The organism is Micromonospora sp. BRA006-A (assembly GCF_033433935.1).
In the GTDB taxonomy this organism is placed as follows: domain Bacteria; phylum Actinomycetota; class Actinomycetes; order Mycobacteriales; family Micromonosporaceae; genus Micromonospora; species Micromonospora aurantiaca.
This window is the reverse complement of record NZ_JANCLW010000001.1, coordinates 4,746,224-4,772,214: the sequence shown is the minus strand read 5'-3', so window position 1 is coordinate 4,772,214 and position 25,991 is coordinate 4,746,224. Positions and strand designations below refer to the sequence as shown.

Annotated in this window: 20 protein-coding genes; 11 read left to right on the top strand and 9 right to left on the bottom strand. The window is 75.0% G+C overall.

The window, feature by feature from the left end; all coding sequences use genetic code 11:
- Positions 1 to 53: 53 nt before the first annotated feature.
- Genes NMK34_RS21555 through NMK34_RS21545 form a run of 3 tightly spaced genes read right to left on the bottom strand, consistent with a single transcriptional unit; the run spans position 54 to position 2,727 of the window.
- Positions 54 to 842, bottom strand: a complete 789-nt coding sequence (locus NMK34_RS21555) for an FAD:protein FMN transferase (RefSeq protein ID WP_318334940.1) — start codon at positions 840 to 842, stop codon at positions 54 to 56.
- Complete coding sequence (locus NMK34_RS21550) at positions 839 to 1,324, bottom strand: FMN-binding protein (protein ID WP_318334939.1); 486 nt, start codon at positions 1,322 to 1,324, stop codon at positions 839 to 841. The genes NMK34_RS21555 and NMK34_RS21550 overlap by 4 nt, the downstream gene beginning before the upstream one ends.
- A 20-nt stretch (positions 1,325 to 1,344) precedes the next feature.
- Positions 1,345 to 2,727, bottom strand: a complete 1,383-nt coding sequence (locus tag NMK34_RS21545; protein WP_318334938.1) for a ferredoxin reductase family protein — start codon at positions 2,725 to 2,727, stop codon at positions 1,345 to 1,347.
- A 542-nt stretch (positions 2,728 to 3,269) separates the two neighbouring features.
- Between NMK34_RS21545 and NMK34_RS21540 the strand changes: the two genes are divergently transcribed.
- From NMK34_RS21540 to NMK34_RS21500, 9 genes are all read left to right on the top strand, one after another.
- Positions 3,270 to 3,773 carry an SAV_6107 family HEPN domain-containing protein gene (locus tag NMK34_RS21540; RefSeq protein ID WP_318334937.1) on the top strand — a complete coding sequence of 168 codons (504 nt, stop codon included), beginning with the start codon at positions 3,270 to 3,272 and terminating at the stop codon, positions 3,771 to 3,773.
- 139 nt (positions 3,774 to 3,912) lie between these two features.
- Positions 3,913 to 4,674 (top strand): hypothetical protein, encoded by a 762-nt coding sequence (locus NMK34_RS21535; protein ID WP_318334936.1) that lies wholly within the window; start codon positions 3,913 to 3,915, stop codon positions 4,672 to 4,674.
- Positions 4,671 to 6,344 (top strand): DNA polymerase Y family protein, encoded by a 1,674-nt coding sequence (locus tag NMK34_RS21530; RefSeq protein ID WP_318334935.1) that lies wholly within the window; start codon positions 4,671 to 4,673, stop codon positions 6,342 to 6,344. The genes NMK34_RS21535 and NMK34_RS21530 overlap by 4 nt, the downstream gene beginning before the upstream one ends.
- Before the next feature lie 18 nt (positions 6,345 to 6,362).
- Positions 6,363 to 9,713, top strand: coding sequence for an error-prone DNA polymerase (locus NMK34_RS21525; RefSeq protein ID WP_318334934.1), 3,351 nt, complete (start codon positions 6,363 to 6,365; stop codon positions 9,711 to 9,713).
- A gap of 96 nt (positions 9,714 to 9,809) precedes the next feature.
- A complete protein-coding gene (locus NMK34_RS21520; protein WP_013287622.1) occupies positions 9,810 to 9,989 on the top strand; it encodes a hypothetical protein in 180 nt (59 codons plus the stop codon).
- 31 nt (positions 9,990 to 10,020) lie between these two features.
- Positions 10,021 to 10,752 carry a methyltransferase domain-containing protein gene (locus NMK34_RS21515; RefSeq protein WP_318334933.1) on the top strand — a complete coding sequence of 244 codons (732 nt, stop codon included), beginning with the start codon at positions 10,021 to 10,023 and terminating at the stop codon, positions 10,750 to 10,752.
- Positions 10,749 to 11,924, top strand: coding sequence for an alkaline phosphatase family protein (locus NMK34_RS21510; RefSeq protein ID WP_318334932.1), 1,176 nt, complete (start codon positions 10,749 to 10,751; stop codon positions 11,922 to 11,924). The genes NMK34_RS21515 and NMK34_RS21510 overlap by 4 nt, the downstream gene beginning before the upstream one ends.
- A 92-nt stretch (positions 11,925 to 12,016) precedes the next feature.
- Positions 12,017 to 13,276: a DNA polymerase IV gene (locus tag NMK34_RS21505; protein ID WP_318334931.1), complete on the top strand. Its 1,260-nt coding sequence runs from the start codon at positions 12,017 to 12,019 to the stop codon at positions 13,274 to 13,276.
- A gap of 115 nt (positions 13,277 to 13,391) precedes the next feature.
- The gene (locus NMK34_RS21500) at positions 13,392 to 13,793 is read left to right on the top strand and encodes a DUF3040 domain-containing protein (RefSeq protein ID WP_128139017.1); all 402 of its coding nucleotides are present in this window, start codon (positions 13,392 to 13,394) and stop codon (positions 13,791 to 13,793) included.
- A gap of 505 nt (positions 13,794 to 14,298) precedes the next feature.
- On the opposite strand, the gene NMK34_RS21495 is transcribed toward NMK34_RS21500, so the two are convergent.
- From NMK34_RS21495 to NMK34_RS21485, 3 genes are read right to left on the bottom strand one after another with little or no spacing between them, the layout of a single operon-like run.
- Positions 14,299 to 16,764 carry a DUF3488 and transglutaminase-like domain-containing protein gene (locus tag NMK34_RS21495; RefSeq protein ID WP_318334930.1) on the bottom strand — a complete coding sequence of 822 codons (2,466 nt, stop codon included), beginning with the start codon at positions 16,762 to 16,764 and terminating at the stop codon, positions 14,299 to 14,301.
- A 16-nt stretch (positions 16,765 to 16,780) separates the two neighbouring features.
- On the bottom strand, positions 16,781 to 18,079 hold the full coding sequence (locus NMK34_RS21490) for a DUF58 domain-containing protein (protein WP_318334929.1): 1,299 nt from the start codon (positions 18,077 to 18,079) through the stop codon (positions 16,781 to 16,783).
- 1 nt (position 18,080) lies between these two features.
- Positions 18,081 to 19,136, bottom strand: coding sequence for an AAA family ATPase (locus NMK34_RS21485; protein WP_013287615.1), 1,056 nt, complete (start codon positions 19,134 to 19,136; stop codon positions 18,081 to 18,083).
- Positions 19,137 to 19,532: 396 nt separating this feature from the next.
- Between NMK34_RS21485 and leuS the strand changes: the two genes are divergently transcribed.
- A complete protein-coding gene (gene leuS, locus NMK34_RS21480; RefSeq protein ID WP_318334928.1) occupies positions 19,533 to 22,373 on the top strand; it encodes a leucine--tRNA ligase in 2,841 nt (946 codons plus the stop codon).
- Between the two features lie 88 nt (positions 22,374 to 22,461).
- On the opposite strand, the gene NMK34_RS21475 is transcribed toward leuS, so the two are convergent.
- From NMK34_RS21475 to NMK34_RS21465, 3 genes are read right to left on the bottom strand one after another with little or no spacing between them, the layout of a single operon-like run.
- Positions 22,462 to 23,148 carry a TVP38/TMEM64 family protein gene (locus NMK34_RS21475; RefSeq protein WP_412098962.1) on the bottom strand — a complete coding sequence of 229 codons (687 nt, stop codon included), beginning with the start codon at positions 23,146 to 23,148 and terminating at the stop codon, positions 22,462 to 22,464.
- 29 nt (positions 23,149 to 23,177) lie between these two features.
- Entirely contained in the window at positions 23,178 to 23,900 is a 723-nt protein-coding gene (locus tag NMK34_RS21470) for a type 1 glutamine amidotransferase (RefSeq protein WP_091420812.1), read from the bottom strand.
- Entirely contained in the window at positions 23,890 to 25,137 is a 1,248-nt protein-coding gene (locus NMK34_RS21465) for a MurT ligase domain-containing protein (RefSeq protein ID WP_120573665.1), read from the bottom strand. The genes NMK34_RS21470 and NMK34_RS21465 overlap by 11 nt, the downstream gene beginning before the upstream one ends.
- A 355-nt stretch (positions 25,138 to 25,492) precedes the next feature.
- On the opposite strand from NMK34_RS21465, the gene mraZ reads away from it, so the two are divergent.
- Entirely contained in the window at positions 25,493 to 25,924 is a 432-nt protein-coding gene (mraZ, locus tag NMK34_RS21460; RefSeq protein WP_073831045.1) for a division/cell wall cluster transcriptional repressor MraZ, read from the top strand.
- Positions 25,925 to 25,991: the final 67 nt, after the last annotated feature.

Sequence of the window (25,991 nt, the reverse complement as noted above, 5' to 3'; positions counted from 1 at the left end):
CACCCACGCCGATTCCCGCTGGGCCGGCTGCCGGAACCGGTCGGCGGGCTCGGTCAGCGTGGCGACGCCCCGGGCCAGCCGGGCGTGGCCCGGACCCGGCCGGTGGAGTCCACCAGCAGGGCCGCGTACCCGTCCAGGGTCGCCAGCCAGTCCAGCGCGTCCGGGCCGCGGGCGACCGCCGCTGTCGCGTACACGTCGGCCCAGAGCAGTTCGGGGCCGACCACGGTGACCGACCGGACGGCCTCGGCCGGCCGGCCGGCGCGCGGGTCGGTGATGTGCGTCCCGCGCCGCGCGGTGCCGGAGGTGGCGACCGCGCCGTCGCTGCGCTCGACCACGTCGAACAGCCGGTCGGGCCGGTCCGGATCCTCGACGCCGACCCGCCAGGGCGGCCGGTCCGGCGCGGCCCGCAGCAGCACGTCCCCGCCCGCGTTGAGGCACAGGTCGTGCCCCGCCAGGTCGGTCAGGTGCCGGGCGGCCCGCTCCACCGCCCACCCCTTGACCAGGCCGGACGGGTCGAAGCCGGTGCCGCCCAGGGGCAGCGGCAGGCGGCGGGCGTCGAACCATCCGCCGGTGCGCGCGCGGGCCGTCTCGCACAGCCCGGCCACCTCGCGCACCAGCGGGTCGGCGGTGGCGGCCGGGCCGGGCGGTGCGCCGCGCAGCCGCCCCAGCACGCTGTCCGGCCGATACGTGCTGAACACCGCGTCGGCGGCCCGCAGCTCGGCCAGGACGCGGGCCACCCGCTCCTCGACCGCCGGGTCGCGTACTCCCGGTCCGCGCAGGTGCACGCTCACCGGCAGGCCCATCACGTGCTCGACCCAGGCCCGCCGGTCCGGCCCGCTCACTTGCGGTGCGCCGCGTCGATGGCGGACTGGAGCGACTCCCGGTAGCCGTCGCTGGTGACGGTGGCGCCGGAGACGCTGTCGATCTCCGCGCTCTGCGCCGCCAGGACCTCCTGCCGCAGGATCGGCACCGCGTAGTCGTTGATCTCCTGGTCCCGCCGGTTGCCGTCGGGCACCTGCACCGCTGTGACGTCGGTGATCCTCCCGTCGGCGACGGTGATCCGCACCTGCACCGGACCCCACCGGGTCTGCGCCACCGACCCGGTGGCGGTGCCGCTGCCCCGGCCGGCGTCGCCCCCGCCGGTGGGGGTGCCGGCGGACGGGGTGGCGCCGTCGGCCGTGCCGCTCCAGGAGCCGCCGCCGGGGCCGTTCCCGGTGGCGACCGCGCCGGTCTCCCCGCCCGCTCCCATGGTGCTGGTCCGGTAGCTGAACAGCAGCACCAGCGCGGCCACGGTGGACAGCAACCAGATGGTGATCCGTCGCACGGATCCTCCCTTCGCGCCTGTCACCAGGCGAAGCGTTCGTGATGGACGTGCGCGTCGGGCACCCCGGCCGCGCGGGTCGCGGCGCGGACGGCGTCTACCCAGCCGTCCGGGCCGCAGAGGAAGACGTCGTGTCCGGCCACGTCGGGGGAGAGCCGGCGCAGCGCCTCGGCGTCGGAGAGCCCCTCGGCGTACGCCGGCAGCCAGGACGGCCGGGCCGCCCGGGGACCGACCAGGCGGTGCACCACCAGCCCGCGCTCGGCGACGAGCCGGTCCAGCTCGGTGGAGAAGACCAGGTCGTCCGCGGTACGGACGCGGTGGACGAGCACCGCCTCGCCGGGCGCGTACGGCAGCTCCCAGAGCAGCGCCAGCAGCGGGGTGAGCCCGACACCGCAGGCCAGCAGCGTGATTCCGTGACCCCGCCAGTGCTGGCCGGTGAGCCGCCCGTACGGCCCCTCGATCAGCACCCGGGTGCCGGGGCGCAGGGCGCCCACCCGGGCGCTGCCGTCGCCCAAGTCCTTGACCGTGATCCGGAGCAGGTCCCCCCGCGGCGGGGCGGACAGCGAGTACGGGTGGGCGCGGGACCAGCCGGGACCGTCCAGGAACCGCCAGAGCAGGAACTGTCCGGCCCGTACCGGCAGCCGGTGCAGGTCCCGCCCGCGCAGCCAGACCGAGGTGATCCCGGGTGCCTCGGCGACCACCGCGGCCACCTCGATCCGGTGGCGCAGCGAGCGCCAGGCGGGCAGGCCGAGCCGCCAGACCAGCACGCTGGCCAGCGCCAGCAGGTAGACCGTCCACCAGTAGGCGCGGGCGAGCGGCGAGGCGAGGAAATCGGCGCCGGTCCAGAGCTGGTGCGGCAGCGCCAGCGCGACGCCCAGGTAGGCGTAGAGGTGCAGCAGGTGCCAGGACTCGTAGCGCAGCCGCCGCCGGGCCGCGCGGACCGAGGTCACCACCACCAGCGTCAGCAGCGCCAGCGCCGCGGTGGCCAACAGCATCCCGGGGTACGTGACGACCAGGTCCCAGGTCTCGGCGAGCACGCCCCGCCGGGCGGTGCCGGCGTAGCCGAGCACGGTCAGCAGCACGTGCGCCAGGAGCAGGTGGAACGAGGCGAAGCCGGTGAGCCGGTGCCAGCGGGCGATCCGGTCCTGCCCGAAGCGGCGCTCCAGCAGCGGCACCCGGGCCATCAGCATCACCTGGACCAGCATCAGGTCGGCGCTGACCAGGCCGGCCAGCCGGCCGAGCGAGGTGAACCCGGCCGCTGCTCCGGCCAGCAGCTCCTGCACCCCGCGGTCGGCGGTCCACAGGGCGGTGACCACCAGCAGGCTGAGCCCGGCGAGGCCGCCGGCCACGTCGGCCCACCAGCGGGGGGCGGCGGGCAGAGCGCGCGCGGTCGCGGTGGCGGTCATCGGAGGTTCTCGTGGGTACGACTCACGCTCATGAGGGAACCCTGGACCGGCGAGTTCCGGTTCGTCTTTGCCGGGGCTGTGCGCCGGCTGAGAATCCAGTCGCCTTCGCTCCGGCCCCGGCGCGTCACACGTTGCGTTTTCGTCGGTGGGGAGGTGTACTGTCAGGGTAGTTAGAACGAGTGTTCGATTGACTCACGATCGGTTCCCCGCCGACACGGTCGCCGCACACCGTTCATCACGCTCCGGAAGCGGTGTTTCGCGGCACCGGCTTCCGGGAGGTGCGGCACCGCGGGCCGCACCGGGTCTCGGACAGTCGCGAGTCCGGGCCCGTCAGGCAGGTCGTCGCCCGCCGCCCACGACCCCCGGGCGGCGGGCGACGGACCCGCCGGCACGCCGGCCGGGTGTGGGTGTGGGGAAGCGTCCACATCCGGCCGGCCGCCACCTGAAAGGTGCGTCTTCCTCCGCACCGACCGCTCCGGGCGACCGGGCGACGTTCCCCGTCGCGCGACCGCCCGCCCCGGCCACACGCGGAGGAGAGACCCATGCCGACCAGTCCGGCCCAGGCGCCCACGGTGCCCGCGCACGTGCTGCCGCACCGCACCCCCGCCCAGTTGCTCGCGGTGGCCCGCGACGGGCTGGCCGAGGCCGCCCGCACCCGACCCGACGGCCTCCGGTACGCCGCCGCCCACCTCGCGGCGCTGCGCGCCGCCGCCGCCGTGCTCGCCGCCCGGGCCCGTCCCGCGCCCACCCGCCGGCACCGGGTCACCAGCGTCTGGGTGCTGCTCGCCACCGTCGCCCCCGAGCTGGACGAGTGGGCCGCCTACTTCGCCGCCGGCGCGAGCAAGCGGGCCGCCGCCGAGGCCGGCATCCCCCGCGTGGTCACCGCCCGCGAGGCCGACGACCTGCTGCGCGCCGCCGAGGAGTTCGTGACGGTGGTGGAGACCGCGCTCGGCCTGGCCCACCAGCCGGCGCTCGACGGACTGCCCCGCCCGCTGCGGCCCGGCGCCTCCGGCTCCCCGCCCCGGCCCGGAGCAGCCGCCGCCTGATTCGTGGCGCCCGGCCGCCACCGGCGGGACCCCGGGTGGCCGGGCGCCGCACCCACGGCACACGCGTGCCGCGCACGACACGATCCACAGCACCATCCACGGGCGGGCCCGTGGCGAAACACGACGGGGGGTTGGTCCGATGGCGGGCCGCATGGTGGTCGGTTCCGCCGCCCTGGCCGATCTGGTCCGTCCGGCGAGCGCGCCCGACCCGGCCGGCGGCCACCGGGTGCTGCCCGTCCGGGCCGAGCTGACCGGGCTGCTGCCCAACCGCGGCCTGCGGCGTGGCAGCACCGTCGCGGTCGGCGCCGGCCAGCCCCGGCGCAGCGGCGCCACCTCGCTGATCCTCGCGCTGCTCGCCGAGGCGTCCCGGGCCGGCTCGTGGTGCGCGGTGGTCGGCGTACCCACCTTCGGGGCCGGCGCCGCCGCCGAGGCGGGCATCGCCCTGGACCGGCTGGCCCTGGTGCCCGACCCCGGGCCGGAGTGGCCCACAGTGGTCGCCGCGCTCATCGACGGGGTCGACGTGGTGGTCACCGCCGTGCCGGCCACCGTCTCCGCCTCGGTCGCCACCCGGCTGGCCGCCCGCGCCCGGCAGCGCGGAAGCGTGCTCGTCCCGTACGGGCGGTGGGACGGCGCGGACGTCACGCTCCAGGTGGTCCGGGGCGTCTGGCAGGGGCTCGGCGCCGGTCGCGGGCGGCTGCGCCGCCGCGAGGTGACCGTCTCGGCCCGGGGCCGGGGTGCCGCCGCCCGCCCCAAGGAGATCAAGGTGTGGCTGCCCGGCGACGAGCTGACCCGGGTGATCCCCCGCTCGGCGGGGCTCGGTGTCCCGCCCGCCGCGCCGTCGCGCCGGCTGCGCGTGGTCGCCCCACCCACCCGTACGCTCGCCGCGGCCGGTCCGGCGTGAGCGGCGAGCCGCAGCGGACGCTGCTGCTCTGGTGCCCGGACTGGCCGGTCCTCGCCGCCGAGATCGTCGACGGGGTGCCCGCCACCGACCCGGTCGTGGTGCTGCACGCCAACCGGGTGATCGCCTGCTCCGAGCGGGCCCGCGCCGAGGGGATCCGGCGCGGGCTGCGCCGCCGCGAGGCGCAGGGGCGCTGCCCGCACCTGACTGTGGTCGACCACGACCCCGGGCGGGACGTGCGGGCGTTCGAGCCGGTGGTGGCCGCCGTGGAGGAGGTGGTCGCCGGCGTCGAGGTGATCCGGCCCGGCGCCTGCGCGACGGCGGCCCGGGGGCCGAGCCGCTACCTCGGCGGCGAGGAGGCGGCCGCCGAGCGGATCGTGGAGCACGTCGCGCAGAGCTGCGCGGTGGAGAGCCAGGCCGGCATCGCCGACGGGGTGTTCGCGGCCGGGCTGGCCGCCCGGGAGGGCCGGATCGTGGCCCCCGGCGGCACCCGCGAGTTCCTGGCCGCCCGGCCGGTCGAGGCGCTCGGCCGGCCCGCGCTGGCCGACCTGCTGCGCCGGCTCGGCGTCCGCACCCTCGGCGACTTCGCGGCGCTGCCGGCCGGGGACGTGCTGGCCCGGTTCGGTTTCGACGGGGCGCTGGCGCACCGGCTCGCCGGTGGCCGGGACGACCGTCCGCTGGCGGTCCGGCAGCCGCCCGCCGACCTGACCGTCACCGCCGACTACGACGAGCCGGTCGATCGGGTCGACGCCGCCGCGTTCGCCGCCCGCATGCTCGCCGAGCGGCTGCACGAACGGCTGGCCGGGTACGGCCTGGCCTGCACCCGTCTCGGCATCGAGGCGGTCACCGCGCACGGCCAGGAGCTGCACCGGGTGTGGCGGCACGACGGCCTGCTCACCGCCGCGGCCATCGCCGACCGGGTCCGCTGGCAGCTCGACGGCTGGCTCTCCAGCAGCAACGGCCGGGGCGGGACGCGTCCGGCCCGGCCCACCGCCGGGATCGTCCGGTTGCGGCTGGTGCCGGACGGGGTGCTCGCCCAGGCGGGCCTGCAACCCGGGCTGTGGGGGGAGACCGGTGAGGAGCGGGAACGGGCGCACCGGGCGCTGAGCCGGGTGCAGGGCATCCTCGGTCCCGAGGCGGTGGTCACCGCCGTGCTCGGCGGCGGGCGGTCCCCGGCCGACCAGGTGCGTCTGGTCCCGTGGGGCGACGAGCGGGTGCCCGCCCGCCCCGGCCCGCCACCCCTGCCGGCCGCCGCGCCCGCTCCGGGTGCCGCGTCCGCCTCGGTCGTCGTACCGGCTGGGGGTGGTGCCAGGCGGCGGGCCGGGCGGGGCCGGGCGGTGGCCGAGCCGCCGTGGCCGGGGCGGATCCCGCCGCCCGCGCCGGCCGTGGTGCTGCCCGCCCCGTTGCCGGCCGACGTGCGTGACGCCGCCGGGGAGCCGGTCGTGGTGAGCGCGCGGCTGACGGTCAGCGCGGCACCGGCCCGGCTCACCGTCGGCGACGGCCGTCCGGCCGAGATCACCGGCTGGGCCGGACCGTGGCCGGTGGACGAGCGCTGGTGGGCGCCGGCCGAGGCGCGCCGCCGGGCCCGGTTCCAGGTGAGCCTGGCCGACGGCGCCGCCCTGCTGCTCGCGGTCGAGGGCGGCCGGTGGCTGGTGGAGGCGATCTATGACTGAGCGCCGGGGGAGGCGCCGGTGAGCTTCCACAACCCGAAGATGCCCTGGTCGAAGCTGGAGCAGGTGCTCTCCGGCCGGGCCGGGGGCGAGCGGCACCTGCACGTGGTCGACCCGCTCGCTGTCGACGCCGACGGCGGCGACTCACCGGCCTGGAGCCGCAAGCGCCAGGAATACCAGCCGCCGGAGCTGGACCGCCCGGACGGCGTGGTGCCGTACGCGGAGCTGCACGCGCACTCCAACTTCAGCTTCCTCGACGGGGCCAGCCACCCGGAGGAACTGGCTGAGGAGGCGGCCCGGCTCGGGCTCACCGCGCTCGCCGTCACCGACCACGACGGCTTCTACGGTGTGGTGCGCTTCGCCGAGGCGGCCCGCGCGCTGCGGCTGCCGACGATCTTCGGCGCGGAGCTGTCCCTCGGGCTGCCCGGCCCGCAGAACGGCGAACCCGACCCGCTCGGCCGGCACCTGCTGGTGCTCGCGCACGGCCACGAGGGGTACGCGCGCCTGGCCGCCACCATCTCCCGGGCTCAGCTGCGCGGCGGGGAGAAGGGCCGCCCGGTCTACGGCGAACTGGAGGAGATCGCCGCCGAACTGCGCGACCACGTGCTGGTGCTCACCGGCTGCCGCAAGGGGCACGTGCCCGCGGCGCTGCTCACCGAGGGCGTCGACGCGGCGGCCCGCGAGCTGGACCGGCTCACCGCGCTGTTCGGCGCGGAGACGGTGGCGGTGGAGCTGACCGACCACGGCCACCCGGTCGACGCCGACCGCAACGACGCGCTCGCCGAGCTGGCCGCCGCCGCCGGGCTGCCCACCGTCGCCACCAACAACGTGCACTACGCCACCCCGGGACGGCGGCGGCTGGCCACCACCGTCGCGGCGGTCCGGGCCCGGCGCAGCCTCGACGAGATCGACGGCTGGCTGCCCGCCGCGGCCACCGCCCACCTGCGCAGCGGCGCGGAGATGGCGGCGCGGTTCGCCGCGTACCCGGGCGCGGTGGCGCGGGCCGCGGAGTACGGCGCGGAACTGGCCTTCGACCTGCAGCTCGTGGCGCCGCAGCTGCCGGCGTACCCGGTGCCGCCCGGGCACACCGAGATGAGCTGGCTGCGCCGGCTGACCATGGACGGCGCCCGGGAGCGCTACGGCCCGCCCGAGGCGCACCCGGAGGCGTACGCGCAGCTGGAACACGAGCTGCGGATGATCGAGGATCTCGGTTTCCCCGGCTACTTCCTGGTGGTCTACGACATCGTCGCGTTCTGCCGCGCGCAGGACATCTACTGCCAGGGCCGGGGCTCGGCGGCCAACTCGGCGGTCTGCTACGCGCTGCGCATCACCAACGTGGACGCGGTCCGGCACCGGCTGCTGTTCGAACGGTTCCTCGCCCCGGAACGCGACGGGCCGCCCGACATCGACGTGGACATCGAGTCCGACCGCCGGGAGGAGGTGATCCAGCACGTCTACGCCCGTTACGGCCGGGAGCACACCGCCCAGGTCGCCAACGTCATCTCGTACCGGCCCCGGTCGGCGGTGCGGGACGTGGCGAAGGCGTTCGGCTTCTCACCCGGCCAGCAGGACGCCTGGAGCAAGCAGATCGACAGGTGGGGTTCGGTCGCCGCGGTCGACGTGGCGGACATCCCGGAGCAGGTGGTCGCGTACGCCAACGAGCTGCAGACCTTCCCCCGGCACCTGGGCATCCACTCCGGCGGCATGGTGATCTGCGACCGGCCGGTGATCGAGGTGTGCCCGGTGGAGTGGGGCCGGATGCCCGGCCGCAGCGTGCTCCAGTGGGACAAGGACGACTGCGCCGCCGTCGGCCTGGTCAAGTTCGACCTGCTCGGTCTCGGCATGCTGTCGGCGCTGCACTACGGCTACGACCTGATCGGCTCCCGGCTCGACCTGGGCGACATGACGCTGGACGACCCCGAGGTCTACGACATGCTCTGCCGGGCCGACTCGGTGGGCGTGTTCCAGGTGGAGAGCCGCGCCCAGATGGCCACGCTGCCCCGGCTCAAGCCGCGCGAGTTCTACGACCTGGTGGTGGAGGTGGCGCTGATCCGGCCCGGCCCGATCCAGGGCGGGTCGGTGCACCCGTACATCAGGCGCAAGAACGGCCAGGAGCCGGTCACGTACGCGCACCCGCTGATGCGCAACGCGCTGGAGAAGACGCTCGGCGTACCGCTGTTCCAGGAGCAGCTCATGCAGCTCGCCATCGACCTGGCCGGGTTCGACGCGGCCGGCGCCGACCAGTTGCGCCGGGCCATGGGGGCGAAGCGGTCGGTGGAGCGGATGGCGCAGATCGCCGACCGGCTCTACGCCGGGATGGCCGCGCGGGGCATCAGCGGCGAGCTGGCCGACGACGTGTACCGCAAGCTCACCGCGTTCGCCAGCTACGGCTTCCCGGAGAGCCACGCGATGAGCTTCGCCTACCTGGTGTACGCCAGCTCGTGGCTCAAGCGCTACCACCCGGGCCCGTTCCTGGCCGCGCTGCTCAACGCGCAGCCGATGGGTTTCTACTCGCCGCAGACGCTCGCCGACGACGCCCGCCGGCACGGCGTGGAGGTGCGCCGGCCGGACATCAACGCCAGCGGCGCCAAGGCGGTGCTGGAGTCCACGCCGGAGACCCGGTGGGGCAGCGTGCCGGGCGAGCCGCCGCACGCCTGGGGGCTGGGCGGCCCGGCGGTGCGGCTCGGGCTGGGCAGCGTCCGTACCCTCGGCGAGGACGTGGCCGAGCGGATCGAGGCGGAACGCGCCGCGCACGGGCCGTACCGGGACATGCCGGACCTGGCCCGCCGCGTCGGTCTCACCGCCGCGCAGCTGGAGGCGCTGGCCACCGCCGACGCGTTCGCCTGTTTCGGGCTGACCCGGCGGCAGGCCCTCTGGGCGGCCGGCGCGGCGGCCCAGGACCGGCCCGGCCGGCTGCCCGGCACGGTGACCGGCGCGGACCCGCCCACCCTGCCCGGCATGGCCGCGGTGGACCGCCTGGTCGCCGACGTCTGGGCCACCGGCCTGTCCCCGGAGAGCCACCCGGCCCGGTTCATCCGGGACCGCCTCGACGAGCTGGGCGCGGTGCCGATCGCCCGCCTCGGCCAGGTGCCGCCCGGGCAGCGGATCCGGGTCGGCGGGATCGTCACCCACCGGCAGCGCCCGGCGACCGCCGGCGGCGTCACGTTCCTCAACCTGGAGGACGAGACCGGGATGCTCAATGTCACTTGCTCCCCGGGGTTGTGGCAGAGATACCGTCGAGTCGCCCGCACCAGTGGAGCACTCGTGGTGCGGGGCCGGCTGCAGCGGCACGAGGGCGTCACGAACCTCACCGCGGACCGGCTGGACGCGATCGAGCCCCCCGTCACGCCGGCATCCAGGGATTTCCGTTGATGGAGTGATCCACATTACGGTTTCTCCGAGCCGGAGGCGGGAGACTCCCGACGCGGGTGGGCAGAGTGGCCCACCCGGGGTATGGGGGATGAACCGATGACCTTTCACCGCACGAACGCCGGTGGCGTGGCGAACGCCCGACGGACCCGCCTCGGCGCCGACTGGGCGCCCACGCACGAGGCCGAGCCGCGGGAATACCAGGTGACCGACGGCCCGGTGGCCAACCACCAGCGCTCCCGCGCCGAGGACGACCCCGCCGGCGGCGGCGAGTCCTGAACCCGGGCCGGGGGGTGACTAGGCTCGGCGCGTGGAGCAGATCCGAACCCTCACCCCCCGCACCGCCGTCATCTGGTCGGTGCTCCGGGCCGAGCTGGACCGGCGGGCCGGCGAACGACTCTCCGTGCTCGACGTCGGCGGCGGGACCGGCGGCTTCGCCGTCCCGCTCGCCGAGGCCGGTCACCGGGTCACTGTGGTCGACGCCAGCCCCGACGCGCTCGCCGCGCTGACCCGCCGGGCCGCCGAGGCCGGGGTCGCCGATCGGGTACGCGCGACGCAGGGCGACGCCGACGCGCTCACCGGACTCGTCGAACCGGCCACCGTGGACCTGGTGCTCTGCCACTCCGTCCTCGAGGTGGTCGACGACCCGGAACCGGTGATGTCCGCGCTGGTCACCGCGTTGCGACCGGGCGGCGCGGCGAGCGTGCTCGTCGCCGGCCGGGCCGCCGCCGTGTTCGGCCGGGCGATGAACGGGCAACTGGACGCCGCCGCCGCGCTCGCCGCCGACCCGCACGGCACCACCGGCGGCCGGGACACGCTGCGCCGCCGCTACGACGCCGCCGACGCGACCGCGCTGCTCACCGCCGCCGGCCTCGTCGTGGAGGAGATCCACGGGGTACGCGTGCTCGCCGACCTTCTCCCGGCCGCGGTGGCCGACGGCCAGCAGGCCGCCCTGGTGGAGCTGGAGCGCGCCCTCGCCGCCCGGTCCCCGTACCGGGATCTCGCCGCCCAGCTGCACCTGTTCGCCCGCCGCCCGGCATGACCGGCCCGGTTCCCGGCCCGGCTCCCGGCCCGCTGGACCGGGTGGTGCCGCGCTACGACGGCGGCGCCCTGACCGACGTTCTGCCCAGCGCGCTGGCGCTGCTCGGCGTGCCGGGCGCGGCCGACCGGCTCGGCCTGGCCCCGCGCCTGCCCGGGGTACGCCGGATCGCGGTGCTGCTCGTCGACGGCCTCGGCTGGTACCAGATCCCCACCGCCGCCCCGTACGCCCCGACGCTCGCCGGCCTGGCCGCCACCGCCGGCCGGCCGCTCACCACCGGCTTCCCGTCCACCACCCCGACCAGCCTGGTCAGCCTCGGCACCGGCACCCCGTCGGGCGCGCACGGCGTGCTCGGCTTCACGGTCCGGGTGCCCGGCACCGACCGGGTGCTCAACCACGTCGACTGGGCCGGCGACCCGGACCCGGAGAGCTGGCAGCCGGTGCCCACCTGGTACCAGCGGGCGCGTGCCGCCGGGGTCGCGGTGACCGTGGTCAGCCGCCCCGAGTTCGCCGGCAGCGGCCTCACGCTCGCCGCCAACCGGGGCGGCGACTACCGGGGCGCAGCAGGCGTCGACGTGCTCGCCGCCCGGATGCTGGCGGCGCTCGCCGCCGGGAACGGGCCCGCACTCGTCTCCGGCTACCACCCCGACCTGGACCGGCACGGACACCTCAGCGGCGTGGACTCCGCGCCCTGGCGGACCGCCGCCGCCGACGTGGACACACTGCTGGCCCGGCTCGTCGACGGGCTGCCGCCGGACGCCGCGTTGCTGGTCACCGCCGACCACGGCCAGCTCGACGTGCCCGCCGGGCACCGGATCGACCTGGACACCGACCCCCGGCTGCGGGCCGGGATACGGGTGGTCGCCGGTGAGCCCCGGGTCCGCTACCTGCACGTCGAGCCGGGCGCCGAAGCCGACGTGGTGGCCGCCTGGACCGAGGTGCTGGGCCCGGCCGCGCAGGTGCTGACCCGCGCCGAGGCGGTGGCGACCGGCTGGTTCGGGCCGGTGCCCGAGGCACACCTGACCCGGATCGGCGACGTGGTGGTGGTCTGCCGGGACACGTACGCCGTGGTCGCCACCCGCTCCGAACCGCCGATGGCGTCGCGGCTGGTGGCGTACCACGGCGCGGACACCGCCGCCGAGATGACGGTCCCGCTGCTGGTGGTCCGGGGCTGACCGGGCCCGGTCCTGGCCGGTGCGTGGGGTGGCGCCCCGGTGGCCGTGGGCTGGGCGGTGGGGTTGTCGGACCGGCGGGCTAGCCTGCTGGCATGGGCCGCAGCCAGTTGTTGCCCCGAGGCGGTGACCCCCGCTTCGGGCCGGACGCCGACGACACCGGCTGCACCATCCTGCACGTCGACATGGACGCGTTCTACGCCTCCGTGGAGGTGCGCCGCCGCCCCGAGCTGCGCGGCCGGCCGGTGGTGGTGGGCGGCGTCGGGCCGCGCGGCGTGGTCAGCTCCGCCAGCTACGAGGCCCGGCGGTACGGCGTCCGCAGCGCCATGCCCACCGCCCGCGCCCGCGCGCTGTGCCCCGGCGCGGTCTACCTCCCGCCCGACTTCACCGCCTACACCGAGGCGTCGCGGGCGGTCATGCGGATCTTCCGGGACGTCACGCCGCTGGTCGAGCCGCTGTCGCTGGACGAGGCGTTCCTCGACGTGGCGGGCGCCCGGCGGCTGTTCGGCCGGCCCGCGGACATCGCCGCGCTGATCCGCCGCCGGGTCGCCGAGGAACAGCGACTGACCTGTTCGGTGGGCGTGGGGCCGAGCAAGTTCGTGGCGAAGCTCGGCTCCACCCGGGCCAAACCCGACGGCCTGCTCGTGGTCCCGGCCGCCCAGGTGCTGGAGTTCCTGCACCCGCTGCCGGTGTCCGCGCTGTGGGGCGTGGGGGAGCGTTCCGCGGACGCGCTGCGCCGCCTCGGCCTGCGCACCGTACGCGACCTCGCCGAAGCGCCGGCCGGCCTGCTGCGCCGGGCCGTGGGCGAGGCGTCCGCCGCCCACCTGCACGAGCTGGCCTGGGGGCGTGACCCGCGCGGCGTCACCCCCGAACAGGTGGAGAAGTCGATCGGCGCGGAGGTCACGTTCGACACCGACGTGACCGACCCGGACGAGATCCGGCGGTCCCTGCTCGCGCTCGCCGACAAGGCCGGCGCTCGGCTACGGGCGGCCGGGCAGGTGGGCCGTACCGTGTCGCTCAAGGTCCGTTTCGCCGACTTCCGGACGATCAGCCGCTCCCGCACCCTCGCCGTACCCACCGACACCGCCCGGGAGATGTTCGACACGGCCTGGGCACTGTGGGGCGCGCTCGCCCCGGGCGAGCCGGTTCGGCTGGTCGGGGTCCGGATGGAAGGTCTCGCCCCCGCCGGGCAGACCCCGCAGCAGCTCACCCTCGGTGCGCCCGAGCGCGGCTGGCGCGAGGCGGAGGCGGCGGCCGACGCGGCGGCTGCCCGATTCGGGCGGTCCGTCATAGGTCCGGCCAGTCTTCTCGGCCGTCGTGATACACGACAAGTCGAAAAACCGACCCGGCCGTAGGTCGTCCCGCTTTCCGACGCGCGGGGGCCCTCGTAGACTTGCGGGTAAGCAGCCGGTTGGCTGCCACGGTCTGTCGGCCCGCCCGGGCCGACCAACGTGACCGGGGAGGAGTGCCGTGCCGCTCTCGGAGCACGAGCAGCGGCTGTTCGAGCAGATCGAGCGGTCGCTTGCCGAGGACCCCAAGTTCGCCTCGGCCGTGCGCGCCAGCGACCCGCGTTTCCACGCGCGGCGTCGCGTGCTCGTCGCTGCCGGCGTGGTCGTCGCTGGTCTGGCCCTGTTGATCTACGGTGCCGTGATCAAGATTCCCGCGGTGGCCGTGGCGGGTTTCGTCGTCATGCTGGCCTCGTTGGGCTACGCGGTGCAGTCGCACCGCCGATCCCAGTCGCCCGACCTGCACGTGGTCGGCGGCACAACGAGCCGGCGTCGTCCCCGTGGCCGCAGTGGTGGTGGTCGCCGGGGCTCCTTCCTCGATCGGATGGAGGACCGCTGGCGGCAGCGCCCGGAGGGCCACCGCTGACCGCGTCCCGCCCCTGGCCCGGGGCGGGAAACCGGCGGCGCCTCCGTAACAGGCCGGCGAGCGCCGCCGGAGCGTCTTGCTGCCGGTCGCCGGTTGAGCGCAGGCGAGGGCCCGCGCTCAGTCATGCCCGCGATCGACCTCAACTCCCCGCCACTCACCAGCAGGCACCACACCGCCCTGACCCGCGATCTTGCACTTTCGGCCCGAGCGATGCCCCGAATGCCCCTTTCGCCCGGGCGCAAACGGCAAGATCGTCGGGCCGGGCGGGGCGGCGTGTCCAGCTCACCTGATCAGCCATGCCCGGCAGGCGGGATTCGCTGCCCGTATCCCGGGAGCCGCCGTAGATCTTGGTACGACAGGGCCCCTATGGGGGCCGTTTCGTACCAAGATCTCGTGGGTGTCCGCGGTGATCAAGGAGTTTGTGTCCGAATCCAGCCTCGCTGAAGACCCAAGCTCCTTGATCACCGTCGAGGGGCGGGCGGGGCCGGGCGGGCGGGCGGGTGGGTTAGCGGGTGGGGCGGTGGGCCAGGAGGCGGCGCGGGCTCCAGCGGGTCATGCGCTGCCGGACCTGACCGCTCGTGGTCACCACCTTCGCCGACCGCTCGGCCAGGGCGGTGCGCCAACGCTGCAGCACCGACGGGGGCAGCAGCGCGGCCAGCAGCCGGGTACGGCGGTCCGCGCCCGCCGCCAGCGCTCCCCGGACCGTGCGCAGCGCCGGCTGCAGCTCCGCGTCGGTCAGCGGGTCACGGGCGTAGCGGGCGCGTTCCTCGGCGCGGCCGAGCAGGCGTACCCCGGTCGCGGCGTCCCCCCGCTCGGCGAGTGCCTCCCGGGCCAGCCGCTCGGCGGTGGCCCGTGGGGTCTCCGTGCGGTCCACCCGGACGTGGAAGTCGACGAGCGTGTCGAGCAGCTCGTCCCAGGCGGCGTGCGCGTCAGCGCGGGCCGCCTCGGCGTCCACGCCGACGACGACCGGCCGCGCCTCGCCGCGCTGGCCCGGCACCGGCAGCGCGGTTGCTGCGGGCGGGACCGCCCGGACGCGCCGGCGGCGGCGCAGCGCGGAGCGGCGCAGGGCCGGTACGGCGAGCAGCGCCAGCAGCGCCAGCGCACCGGCCAGCCACCACGGCCAGACCGGACTCCGCTCGGCCGGGCCGCCCTGGTTCAGCGTCAGGCCCTGGTCGGTGTCCTTGTCCAGCCGGTCCGCCTCGTTCGGCCCGGCGGACGGGCCGGCCGTGTCGGGAGCGCTGGTGCTGCCGGCCGACGGGGTGACCTCCTCGGGGGCGTCGATGTCCGGCGCCCAGGCGGAGCGGACCGAGCCGGGCACGGCCGCCGCCGGGGTGGCGTCGAAGGGCACCCAGCCGATGCCGTTGAAGTTGACCTCGGTCCAGGCGTGCAGGTTGCGGTTGGTCAGCACGTACGTGCCGTTGTCGGCCTTGCTGCCGTTCGTGAAGCCGACGGCCACGCGGGCCGGGATGCCGGCGGCCCGGACCAGCCAGGCCATCGCCGCGGCGTACTGCTGGCAGTAGCCGACCTTGGTGGCGAGGAAGTCGGTGATGTCCTCCCCGCTGCTGCCGTTGCGGGTGGACAGCGCGTAGGTGAAGCCGTTGTCCACGGAGAAGTAGTCGTAGATCGCCCGGACCTTGTCGTAGTCGTTCGGCTTGTCCTTCACCAGCTCGGCGACCAGTTCCTCGACGGCCGGGACGGACGGCCGCTCGGTCTGCTGCCGCATCACCGGGCTGTCCGAGGGCAGCGAGCGGGCCGCCCGCAGTGCCGCCGGGCTGAAGGTGGACCGGACGTAGTCGAACGAGTAGCTCTTGCCGCGGGCGTTGTCCCGGTTGGAGAAGACGACCTGCTGATTCGTGTCGTACAGCCAGTTGCCGTTGAGGTCTTCGGTCTTGACCGGCTCGGTGTAGACCGGCAGCAACGGCATGTTCAGGTTCTTCGTCACCTCGACTGTGGCGCGGTAGCGCTGCCGGTCGACGCCGCGCGGGGCGTCGTCCCCCGGGTCGGACAGGGACCGGGCGACCGACCTCCCGGTCGGCACGCGTGCCTGGAAGCCGCTCGGCCGCAGGTCGTCCACCACGCCAAGGCGCAGGTAGAACGGGGTCGTCTCGTTGGTACTGACCTTGACCAGCTCGATTTCCTCGCTCTGGTTGAGCTGGCCGCTGAGCGCCGCGAACAGGTCGACCCGGCCCGAGCTGCCGCCCTGACCCGGGCGCCCGTTGCCCTCGCCGGGCCCGGCGCCGACGTTGTTCAGCAGCCCGCCGGTCATCCCGGGCACTGCGAGCGGCAGCGCCACCGCCACGATCACGCCGACCACGGCGAGCCGCCGTCCGGCCGCGGCGAGCGGGGACGCCTCCCAGACGTCCACGTCACGGCCCTCGCCGGTGAACCGGCGGCCGAACCGGCGTACCCGGTCGACGTTGTCGGTGACCAGCAGCCAGAGGTAACCGGCGGCACCGACCACGAACGGGGTGGCCGGGACGCTGTCCACGTAGACCGCGACCGGCACCGAGTAGATGGCAAGCATCGGCAGGCCGGCCAGCGCCGGACGGCGCAACCCGACCGCGAGCACGTCCACCACCACCGCGACCGCGCCGATGCCGAGCACCGCCAGGAACAGCAGCGAGTCGACGTCCGGCACCTTCACGCCGTACGAGCGCATGTCCTGCAACGACGTCTGCAGCAGGTCGCCGAAGTGGGCGAACGTCGCCGGGGTCGGTACGAACGCGAGCAGTTCGGTGCCGCCGGGGAAGACCCACGTCAGGCCCAGGGTCAGCCCGGCCAGCATGGCCAGCACCTGCCCCCACAGCGGCATCCGGCCCAGCCGGCTCAACGCGGCCGAGCCGGCCACCACGGCGACCACGACGGCGGCCTGGATCAGCCAGGTCCAGCGTTCGAAGATCGCCGACAGCGGGGCCGCCGACAGCAGCGTCGCCGCCGCGGCGACGAACCCGATGTTGCGGTGCGGGGTCACAGGACCATCCCTCCGGTCATCGTCGTCCGCCGGCCACCGTCTCGGCCATGGCCGCCCGCAGCGCGAAGCCCTGCGAGCCCCGCCCGGCCTGCGGCCACAGCATCGGCAGGCGGGTGCCGTGCTCCACCCCGATGACCCGCCAGCCGCTCTGCAGCAGCGCGAGCGCGGCGGCGCCGTGCGCCCGTTCCGCCTCGGTCCGGGCGTTCGGGGGCAGGTTGAGCCAGGTGTTGCTGTCGAGCAGGAACGCCACGCAGGTGGCCCCGTTGCCGCGCAGCCCGGCCAGCAGTTCCGCCTCGGCGGTGCCGAGCGTGCCGAGCAGCGCGATGATCAGACCGCCGTCGGCCCGCTGCCGGACCTGCTGCACCAGCGTGGTGATCTCGCCGCGCCGGTCCAGGTGCACGTCGGCGAGGTGGTCGAGCAGCAGTCCCTCACCGCCTGCCTCGGTGGCGCCGACGTCGGCGCCGTTGCCGGTGACCAGCCGCAGCTTGTAGCCGGCCTCGCGCAGGTGCACGGCGATGCTGGCGGCGGCCGAGACCGCCCACTCGAAGCTGGCTGTCGGGCCCTCACCCCGGTGCCCGGCGGCGCGGGTGTCCAGCACCACCGTGGCCCGGCTCTCCCACGGCTGCTCCTCGCGGCGCACCATCAGCTCACCGGTACGGGCGGTGGACTTCCAGTGCACCCGGCGCAGGTCGTCGCCCATCCGGTACTCCCGGGTGGCGGCGTCGTCCTCGCCGTGCACCGCCACCGAGCGGGCCCGGCTGTCGCCGCTGCCGGCGTACTCCCCCGGTAGCCGGACCGACGGCAGCGGGGTTACCTGCGGGATCACCGTGAGGTGGTCGGTGCTGGGGAACGACCGGGTCAGCTCGCACAGGCCGAACGGGTCGGTCAGCCGGATCACCAGCGGCCCCACCTCGTAGCGGCCGCGCACGTCCGCGCGGACCGTGTACGCCACGGAGCTGGCCTGGTGCGCGCCGAGCCGCTCCAGCACCACCCGGGGCCGGCTACCGAGCGCGTACGGCAGGCGGTCCTCCAGCAGCAGCGTGCCGGTGGGCAGCCGGGACAGGTTCTGCAGCCGCAGCACCACCCGGGAGCTGGCCCCGACCGGCACCCGGTGCGGCTCCAGCGACCTGTTGCAGGCCAGCTTGTACCGGCTGCGTCCGACGTACGCGGCGGCCAGCAGCGGCAGCACGGCGAGCAGGACCGCCACCCGGAGCAGGTCCTTCTCGCCGAGGATGCCGGCGGAGATCGCGGCGGCCACCGCGGCCGCCAGGAAGGATCGGCCGCGGGTGGTCAGCCCACGCAGGCCGTCGCGCACGTCACGGCCTCCGCGGCTCGTACGGCCCGCGGCCGTTGTTGCCGCCGCCGGGCCGGGTGTCGTACGGCGAGCGCTGCCGGTCGTGCGGGAGCGGCAGGCGGTGCACCAGCTCGGAGACGATCGCGTCGGTGGTACGCCGGGCCAGCTGCGCGTCCGCGGTCGGGATGATCCGGTGCGCCAGCACCGGCACCGCGAGGACCTGGAGGTCGTCCGGCAGGACGTAGTCGCGGCCCTCCAGGGCGGCCACCGCGCGGGCGGTGCGCAGCAACTGGAGCGTGGCCCGCGGGGACGCACCCAGCCGCAGGTCGGGCGCCTCCCGGGTGGCGGTGACCAGGTCGATCGCGTACTGCTTGACGGCGTCGGCGACGTGCACCTGCCGGACGTGGCCGATCAGCCGGCGGACGGTGGCCGCGTCGGAGACCGGCCGCAGCCCGGGCAGCGGGTCGGTGGCGCCGTGCCCGTCGAGCATGGCCAGCTCGGCGCGCGGGTCCGGGTAGCCCATGGCGATGCGGGCGGTGAACCGGTCGCGCTGCGCCTCGGGCAGCGGGTAGGTGCCCTCCATCTCGATCGGGTTCTGCGTCGCGATCACCATGAACGGCGTCTGCAACTGGTAGGTGACCCCGTCGACGGTGACCTGCCGCTCCTCCATGCACTCCAGCAGCGCCGACTGGGTCTTCGGCGAGGCCCGGTTGATCTCGTCGCCGACCACCAGGTTGGCGAAGACCGCGCCGGGGCGGAACTCGAAGTCGTGCGTCTCCTGGTTGTAGACGCTGACGCCGGTGACGTCGCTGGGAAGCAGGTCGGGGGTGAACTGGATCCGCCGGACCGAGCAGTCGATGGACCGGGCCATCGCCTTGGCGAGCTTGGTCTTGCCGACGCCGGGCACGTCCTCGATGAGCAGGTGGCCCTCGGCCAGCAGCACCGCCAGGGCGAGCCGGACGGTGGCGGTCTTGCCCTCGATGACCTGCTCGATGTTGGCCACGATGGCCTCGCTGGCAGCGCGGAACTCGTCGTGCGGCAGCAGACCGCCCACCTCGTCCCAGGTCTGTTGTGTCACGGGCCTCCTCCTCGTCGCCTGGACGGCAGCTCTTTATAGAGCACCTGGACCCGCCGTTGGGTTCGCGACGCCGAGCCTCGTCTGCCGCAGAAATCTCATTGGTATCTCAGGCTAACCATGTTTGTCGTTACTGCCGACTCCCGCAGGTGGTCAGTCGGTTACGCCCGGAATATTCGCCGGACCGGGGGACCGGCCGCCGCGGGTGGAACGGGCGCGCCGCCGCCGGGGGTGCGAGGTACACTGCCTGCATGGCCGGGTTCTTCCTGCTTCTTACCGAGCCGTGTTGATGCGCTGAACGCGCGACAGCACGGCCGCCCCTCCTGCGCGAGGGGCTTTTTTGTGCCCGCAGCAGACCGCCCACAATTCCTTCGAATCGATCCGCGCCGAGGAGACGCCATGAGTGAGGCAGCCGCACCGGCGACCGACATCCCCCCGTTCCGGTACACCGCCGCCCTGGCCGACGAGATCGAGCACCGCTGGCAGGACACCTGGGCGCGGGAGGGCACCTTCCACGCGCCGAACCCGGTCGGTCCGCTGGCCGACCCGGGCCACCCGCGCGCGGGCGCCGAGAAGCTGTACGTGCTGGACATGTTCCCGTACCCGTCCGGCGCCGGCCTGCACGTCGGGCACCCGCTGGGCTACATCGGCACCGACTGCTACGCCCGCTACCAGCGGATGGCCGGGCGCAACGTGCTGCACGCGATGGGCTTCGACGCGTTCGGCCTGCCCGCCGAGCAGTACGCGGTGCAGACCGGCACCCACCCCCGGACCACCACCGAGGCCAACATCGAGCGGTACCGGGAGCAGCTGCGCCGGCTGGGTCTGGGCCACGACGAGCGGCGGTCGGTGGCGACCATCGACACCGAGTTCTACCGCTGGACGCAGTGGATCTTCCTGCAGGTCTTCAACTCCTGGTACGACGCGGACGCGAAGAAGGCCCGGCCGATCGCCGAGCTGATCGCCGAGTTCGAGGGCGGCACCCGCGCCACCCCGGACGGGCGCCCGTGGGCCGAACTGTCCGTGGGGGAGCGGCGGCGCGTCGTCGACGACCACCGCCTGGCGTACGTCTCGGAGGCGCCGGTGAACTGGTGCCCGGGGCTGGGCACCGTGCTGGCGAACGAGGAGGTCACCGCCGACGGTCGTTCCGAGCGCGGCAACTTCCCGGTCTTCAAGCGCAACCTGAAGCAGTGGATGATGCGGATCACCGCGTACGGGGACCGGCTGCTGGAGGATCTGGACACACTGGACTGGCCGGAGCCGATCAAGCTGCAGCAGCGCAACTGGATCGGCCGGTCGACCGGCGCGCACATCGACTTCCCGACGGACGCGGCCCCGGTGCGGGTGTTCACGACCCGGCCGGACACCGTCTTCGGCGCCACCTACATGGTGCTGGCGCCCGAGCACGAGCTGGTCGACGTGCTGACGCCGGCCGCCTGGCCGGAGGGGACGAAGGACGCCTGGACCGGCGGGCACGCCGGCCCGCGTGAGGCCGTCGAGGCGTACCGGAAGGCCGCCGCGGCCAAGACGGACGTGGAGCGGCAGGCGGACAGCAAGGAGAAGACTGGCGTCTTCGTCGGCGCCTACGCCACCAACCCGGTGACCGGCGGGCAGATCCCGATCTTCATCGCCGACTACGTGCTGGCCGGATACGGCACCGGCGCGATCATGGCGGTGCCCGCCCAGGACGAGCGGGACTGGGACTTCGCCGAGGTCTTCGAGCTGCCGATCGTGCGGACCGTGCAGCCGCCGGAGGGCTTCGACGGCAAGGCGTACACCGGTGACGGCCCGGCGATCAACAGCGCCGCGCCGGAGCGCGGCATCGACCTGGACGGCCTGGGCGTCGCCGACGCCAAGGCGCGGATCATCGAGTGGCTGGAGGCGAACGGGCACGGCGCCGGCGCGGTCACCTGGCGGCTGCGCGACTGGCTGTTCTCCCGGCAGCGCTACTGGGGCGAGCCGTTCCCGATCGTCTACGACGAGACCGGGGCGCCGATCGCGCTGCCCGAGTCGATGCTGCCGGTCGAGCTGCCCGAGGTGGACGACTTCTCCCCGAAGACGTTCGACCCGGAGGACGCGCAGAGCAACCCGGAGACGCCGCTGTCGCGGCGGCGCGACTGGGTCGAGGTCGAGCTGGACCTGGGCGACGGGCCCAAGCGCTACACCCGCGAGACCAACGTGATGCCGCAGTGGGCCGGCTCCTGCTGGTACGAGCTGCGCTATCTGGACCCGACCGACTCGCAGCGCTTCGCCGACCCGGAGAACGAGGCGTACTGGATGGGTCCGCGCCGCGACGGCGACTGCGGGGGCACCGACCTGTACGTCGGCGGCGCCGAGCACGCCGTGCTGCACCTGCTGTACGCGCGCTTCTGGCACAAGGTGCTGTACGACCTGGGCCACGTGTCGTCGTTCGAGCCGTTCCGCCGCCTGTTCAACCAGGGCATGATCCAGGCGTACGCGTTCGTCGACCCGCGTGGCGCCTACGTGCCCGGGGAGGAGGTCGTCGAGGTCGACGGCCGCTGGTTCCACGGCGAGACCGAGGTCCGGCGCGAGTACGGCAAGATGGGCAAGTCGCTGAAGAACGTGGTCACCCCGGACGACATGTGCGCGGCGTACGGCGCCGACACGTTCCGGGTGTACGAGATGTCGATGGGCCCGCTGGAGGTGTCCCGCCCGTGGGAGACGCGGGCCGTGGTCGGCTCGTACCGGTTCCTGCAGCGGGTCTGGCGCACCGTCGTCGACGAGCAGACCGGTGAGCTGCGGGTCACCGAGGAACCGGCCGACGAGGCGACCCGGCGGCTGCTGCACAAGGCGATCGACGGGGTCCGCGCCGACATGGACGGGATCCGGTTCAACACCGCCATCGCCAAGCTGATCGAGCTGACGAACGGCCTGACCCGGCTGGCGCGTACGCCGCGCGAGGTGGCCGAGCCGCTGGTGCTGATGGTCGCCCCGTTCGCCCCGCACATGGCCGAGGAGCTGTGGCGCAAGCTGGGCCACGACACGTCGCTGGCGTACGCGGACTTCCCGGTCGCCGACCCGGCCCTGCTGGTGGCCGAGTCGGTCACGTACCCGGTGCAGGTCAACGGCAAGGTCCGGGGCCGGATCGAGGTGCCCGCCGACGCGTCCGAGGAGACCGTCCGCGCGGCCGCGCTGGAGGCGGTCGCCGGCACGCTGGCCGGCAAGGAGCCGCGCAAGGTGATCGTGGTGAAGGGCCGGATGGTCTCGGTCGTCGCCTGACCGTTCGCCGTGTGCCGGAGGCGCGTCCCGTTCGCGGGACGCGCCTCGACCCGCCGGCCCGACCGTGTCGGCCGCCGTCGCCGCCGGGTCAGCCGGCTGGTCCGGCAGACCGGCGACGCTCGGCCCGCCACCAGCGGTGGATGATCAGCACGCTGGCGATCAGGCCGAGGCTGGCGGGCGCGGCCGCGTACCAGTTGATCGAACCGGGCGTGGTCACTGCCGCGCCGATCGCCGCGTAGCCGATGGCGGTGGGGGCGGAGGCGATCACGCTGCCGGCCAGGAACGGCATCACCCGGGCGGCGGTGGTGCCGTAGCCGTAGCTGACCAGGCCGAACCCGGCGATCGGCAGCAGCCGTACGGTGATCACGCCGAAGACGCTCTGCCGGGCGAACCAGCCGTCGAGGCGGGCCAGCCGGCCGCGTACCCGCTCGGCGACGAAGTCGCGGCCCAGCACCCGGCCCACTGTGAAGCCGATGGCCGCCGCGAGCAGCGCCGCGCCGAGCGCGTACGCGGCGCCCTGCACGGGGCCGAAGATCGCGCCCGCGGCCAGCGTGACGAACGTCCGCGGCACCAGCGCCACCAGCAGCAGCGCACCGCCGATCACCGCCGCGGGCGGGCCGTAGCCGCCGAGCGAGTCGGCGAGCCGGGGCAGGTCGGCCGGGTCCGGCCGGGGCACCAGCAGCAGCGTCACGCCGAACCCGGCGAGCAGCAGCAGGAGCAGCCCGAAGCGGCGCGCCGAGGGCTGCCGCAGCAACCCGGCGAGCCGGCGGGCCACCGGTCGCCGCCCCGGCCGGGCGGCGTCGGTCACGGCCTCGGGGCGGCGGCCACCGCGGTGCGGCGCTCGGAGCGGAGGCGGTCGGCCCAGGTGTCGTCGAGCGGGGGGAGCTGGTGGATGCCGGTCGCCCAGCGCAGCAGCAGGTCGGCCAGGTCGGGGTTGCGGGCCAGCGCCGGGCCGTGCGAGTAGGTGCCGAGCAGCTTGCCCCGCCACGCGCCCTCGGTGGCGCCGTCGTTGCCGACGCCCGTGGTGACCCGGGCCAGCGGGGACACGCCCGGGCCGAGGTGGGTACGGCCGCCGTGGTTCTCGAACCCGGACAGGTGCGGGATGCCCAGGCGCGGGTCGACCTCGCCGGCCAGCTCGCCCACCGCCCGGGTGGGGCCCCGGTCGGAGGACAGGTCGAGCAGCTCCAGGCCGGCGCAGCGGGTGCCCTTGGCGAAGAAGGAGGTGCCGAGCAGCTGGTAGCCGGCGCAGACGCCGAACACCACCGAACCCTGGGCCACCGCCCGGTGCAGGCCGCCGTCGGCGATCAGGCGCTGGGCGCCGAGCGCCTGTGGGCCGTCCTCGCCGCCGCCGATCAGGTAGATGTCGGCGGTGGCGGGCAGCCGCTGGTCGGAGCGGACCTCCAGCACCTCGACCGGCATGCCGCGCAGCTGGGCCCGGCGGGCCAGGATCAGCGCGTTGCCCCGGTCGCCGTAGGTGGACAGCAGGTCGGGATAGATCCAGACGATGCGCAGGCTCTCAGTTGACACGGTCCAGCTCCGCTCGGATGTCCTGGAAGGCGGTGTAGTTGGCGATGACCTCCAGCCGGCCCGGCGGCACCGCGCGGACGGCCTCGTCGAAGCTGCGGACGTGCTGGAACGGCACGCCGTTCACCTCCAGCCGCACCGCCAGGTCGTACGCCCGGTCGCCGGTGATCAGCACCTGCCGGCCGGTCAGCGGGGAGAAGTCCACGTCGAACAGCCAGGAGGTGTCCAGCCCGTCGGGGTCGCGGGCGTTGATGGACAGCAGTGTCGGCGCGACGTCGGCCATGTCGAACGCCTCCAGCCAGCTCGCCGGGTTCTTCGCCAGCAGCAGCCGGATGTTGCGCCCGTCGCGGTCGACCTGGGCGTAGCGGCCGGCCACCGAGGTGACGGTGCCGAGCCGGGAGACCGCGTCCACCGGGCGTACGCCGAACTCGGCGGCGACGGCCAGCGCGGTGGCCGCGTTGCCGAGGTTGACCTTGCCGGGGAGCTGGAGCCGGATCTTGTGCCAGGCGCCGGTGGGGTCGAGCACGCCGTCGTCCTCGACCGTCCAGTTCGGCTCGGGGCGGCGCAGCGGGCAGCCGGTGCACCACCACTGCTCGCCGGAGCGCTGGATGGTGGAGCCGCACTCGGGGCAGACCCAGGAGTCGTCGTGCCAGCGCTGCCCGGCGCTGAACCAGGTGACGTGCGGCGGCACGTGGCCCTGGGCGGGGTCGGCCGGCGGGCAGGCGGCCCACACCACCATCGGGTCGTCGGCGTTGGCGACCACCCGGATCCGCGGGTGCCGGACCAGGGCGGCGCGCCAGAGCTGCGCCATCATGGCGACCTCCTTGGCCCGGTCGAGCTGGTCGCGGGAGAGGTTGAGCAGCGCCACCACGTGCGGCTCGGTCGCCTCCAGCACCTGGGCGAGGTAGTGCTCGTCCACCTCCAGCACCGCGTACGGCGTGCTGCCGGCCTTTGCCAGCGCCGAGGTGTGGCCGGTGGGCATGTTCGCGCCGAAGGAGTTGGTGGCGACCCGGCCCAGCACGCCGACCGCGGCGGTGGTGAGCCGGGTGGTGGTGGTCTTGCCGTTGGTGCCGGACACCAGGGCGATGGCCCGCCCGGCCGAGAGGTGGGCGAGCAGGTCCGGGTCGATCTTGAGGCCGATCCAGCCGCCGATCACCGAGCCGTCGCCACGGCCCGCGGCCCGCGACAGCGCCGCGGCGGTGCGCGACACGGAGCTGGCCACCTTTGCCCGCAAGGGCATCTTCGCGTCCGTCACGCGAGCGAGGTTACCGGACCGCCACCTCCACCAGATCGCCGCCGACGGCGAACCGTTCGGCCGGGGACGGCCCGGCGGACGGGCGGAGCGCGCGGGGCCGGACGGCGGCGGTCGATGTCGGGTAGCGGACGGTGTGGGGCGTGCCCCACCCCCTCCACTCCGCCCCACCCGCGTTGACGTGCGGTTTTGCGCGCGGAAACGCCACGCCGCGCGGGCGATTCTGGTTGCAGGTGGAGGGAAGTGGAGTAGAGTGGGGCGCGATGGTGAGGCCGGGAGGGCCACACCGGCCCGGGGGGTCAGCGGCGCCGCGAACGCCGCTCAGGGCGAGGGGGTTGGGCCGATGTTCCTCGGCACCCACACTCCGCGTCTGGACGACAAAGGCCGGTTGATCCTGCCGGCGAAGTTCCGGGACGAACTGGCGGGGGGTGTCGTGATCACCAAAGGGCAGGAGCGCTGCCTCTACGTCTTCCCGATGCCCGAGTTCCAGCGGATCGCGGACCAGTTGCGCGCGCAGCCGATGACGAGCAAGGCGGCCCGGGCCTACAGCCGGGTCTTCTTCGCCAGCGCGCACGACGAGGTGCCGGACAAGCAGGGGCGGGTCACGATTCCCGGCCACCTGCGGTCGTACGCGGCACTGGACCGGGATCTGGTCGTGATCGGAGCGAGCACCCGGGTGGAGATCTGGGACAGGGCGGCCTGGGAGGCCTACCTCGCGGAGAGCGAAGACGACTTCGCCGACATCGAGGAGGGGGTGCTGCCCGGCGGTCTGTAGGGCGTGACGGCGCCCGACGTACTGCGAGATCTCCAGCCGCTTTCGAGTTCCTGGCACCCCTTCCCCG

Excerpts from the sequence above, each read along its gene's own strand:
- NMK34_RS21545 (WP_318334938.1), bottom strand. The coding sequence starts at position 2,727 with ATGACCGCCACCGCGACCGCGCGCGCTCTGCCCGCCGCCCCCCGCTGG.
- NMK34_RS21540 (WP_318334937.1), top strand. The coding sequence starts at position 3,270 with ATGCCGACCAGTCCGGCCCAGGCGCCCACGGTGCCCGCGCACGTGCTG.
- NMK34_RS21535 (WP_318334936.1), top strand. The coding sequence starts at position 3,913 with ATGGCGGGCCGCATGGTGGTCGGTTCCGCCGCCCTGGCCGATCTGGTC.
- NMK34_RS21520 (WP_013287622.1), top strand. The coding sequence starts at position 9,810 with ATGACCTTTCACCGCACGAACGCCGGTGGCGTGGCGAACGCCCGACGG.
- NMK34_RS21510 (WP_318334932.1), top strand. The coding sequence starts at position 10,749 with ATGACCGGCCCGGTTCCCGGCCCGGCTCCCGGCCCGCTGGACCGGGTG.
- NMK34_RS21505 (WP_318334931.1), top strand. The coding sequence starts at position 12,017 with ATGGGCCGCAGCCAGTTGTTGCCCCGAGGCGGTGACCCCCGCTTCGGG.
- leuS (WP_318334928.1), top strand. The coding sequence starts at position 19,533 with ATGAGTGAGGCAGCCGCACCGGCGACCGACATCCCCCCGTTCCGGTAC.
- NMK34_RS21465 (WP_120573665.1), bottom strand. The coding sequence starts at position 25,137 with ATGCCCTTGCGGGCAAAGGTGGCCAGCTCCGTGTCGCGCACCGCCGCG.
- mraZ (WP_073831045.1), top strand. The coding sequence starts at position 25,493 with ATGTTCCTCGGCACCCACACTCCGCGTCTGGACGACAAAGGCCGGTTG.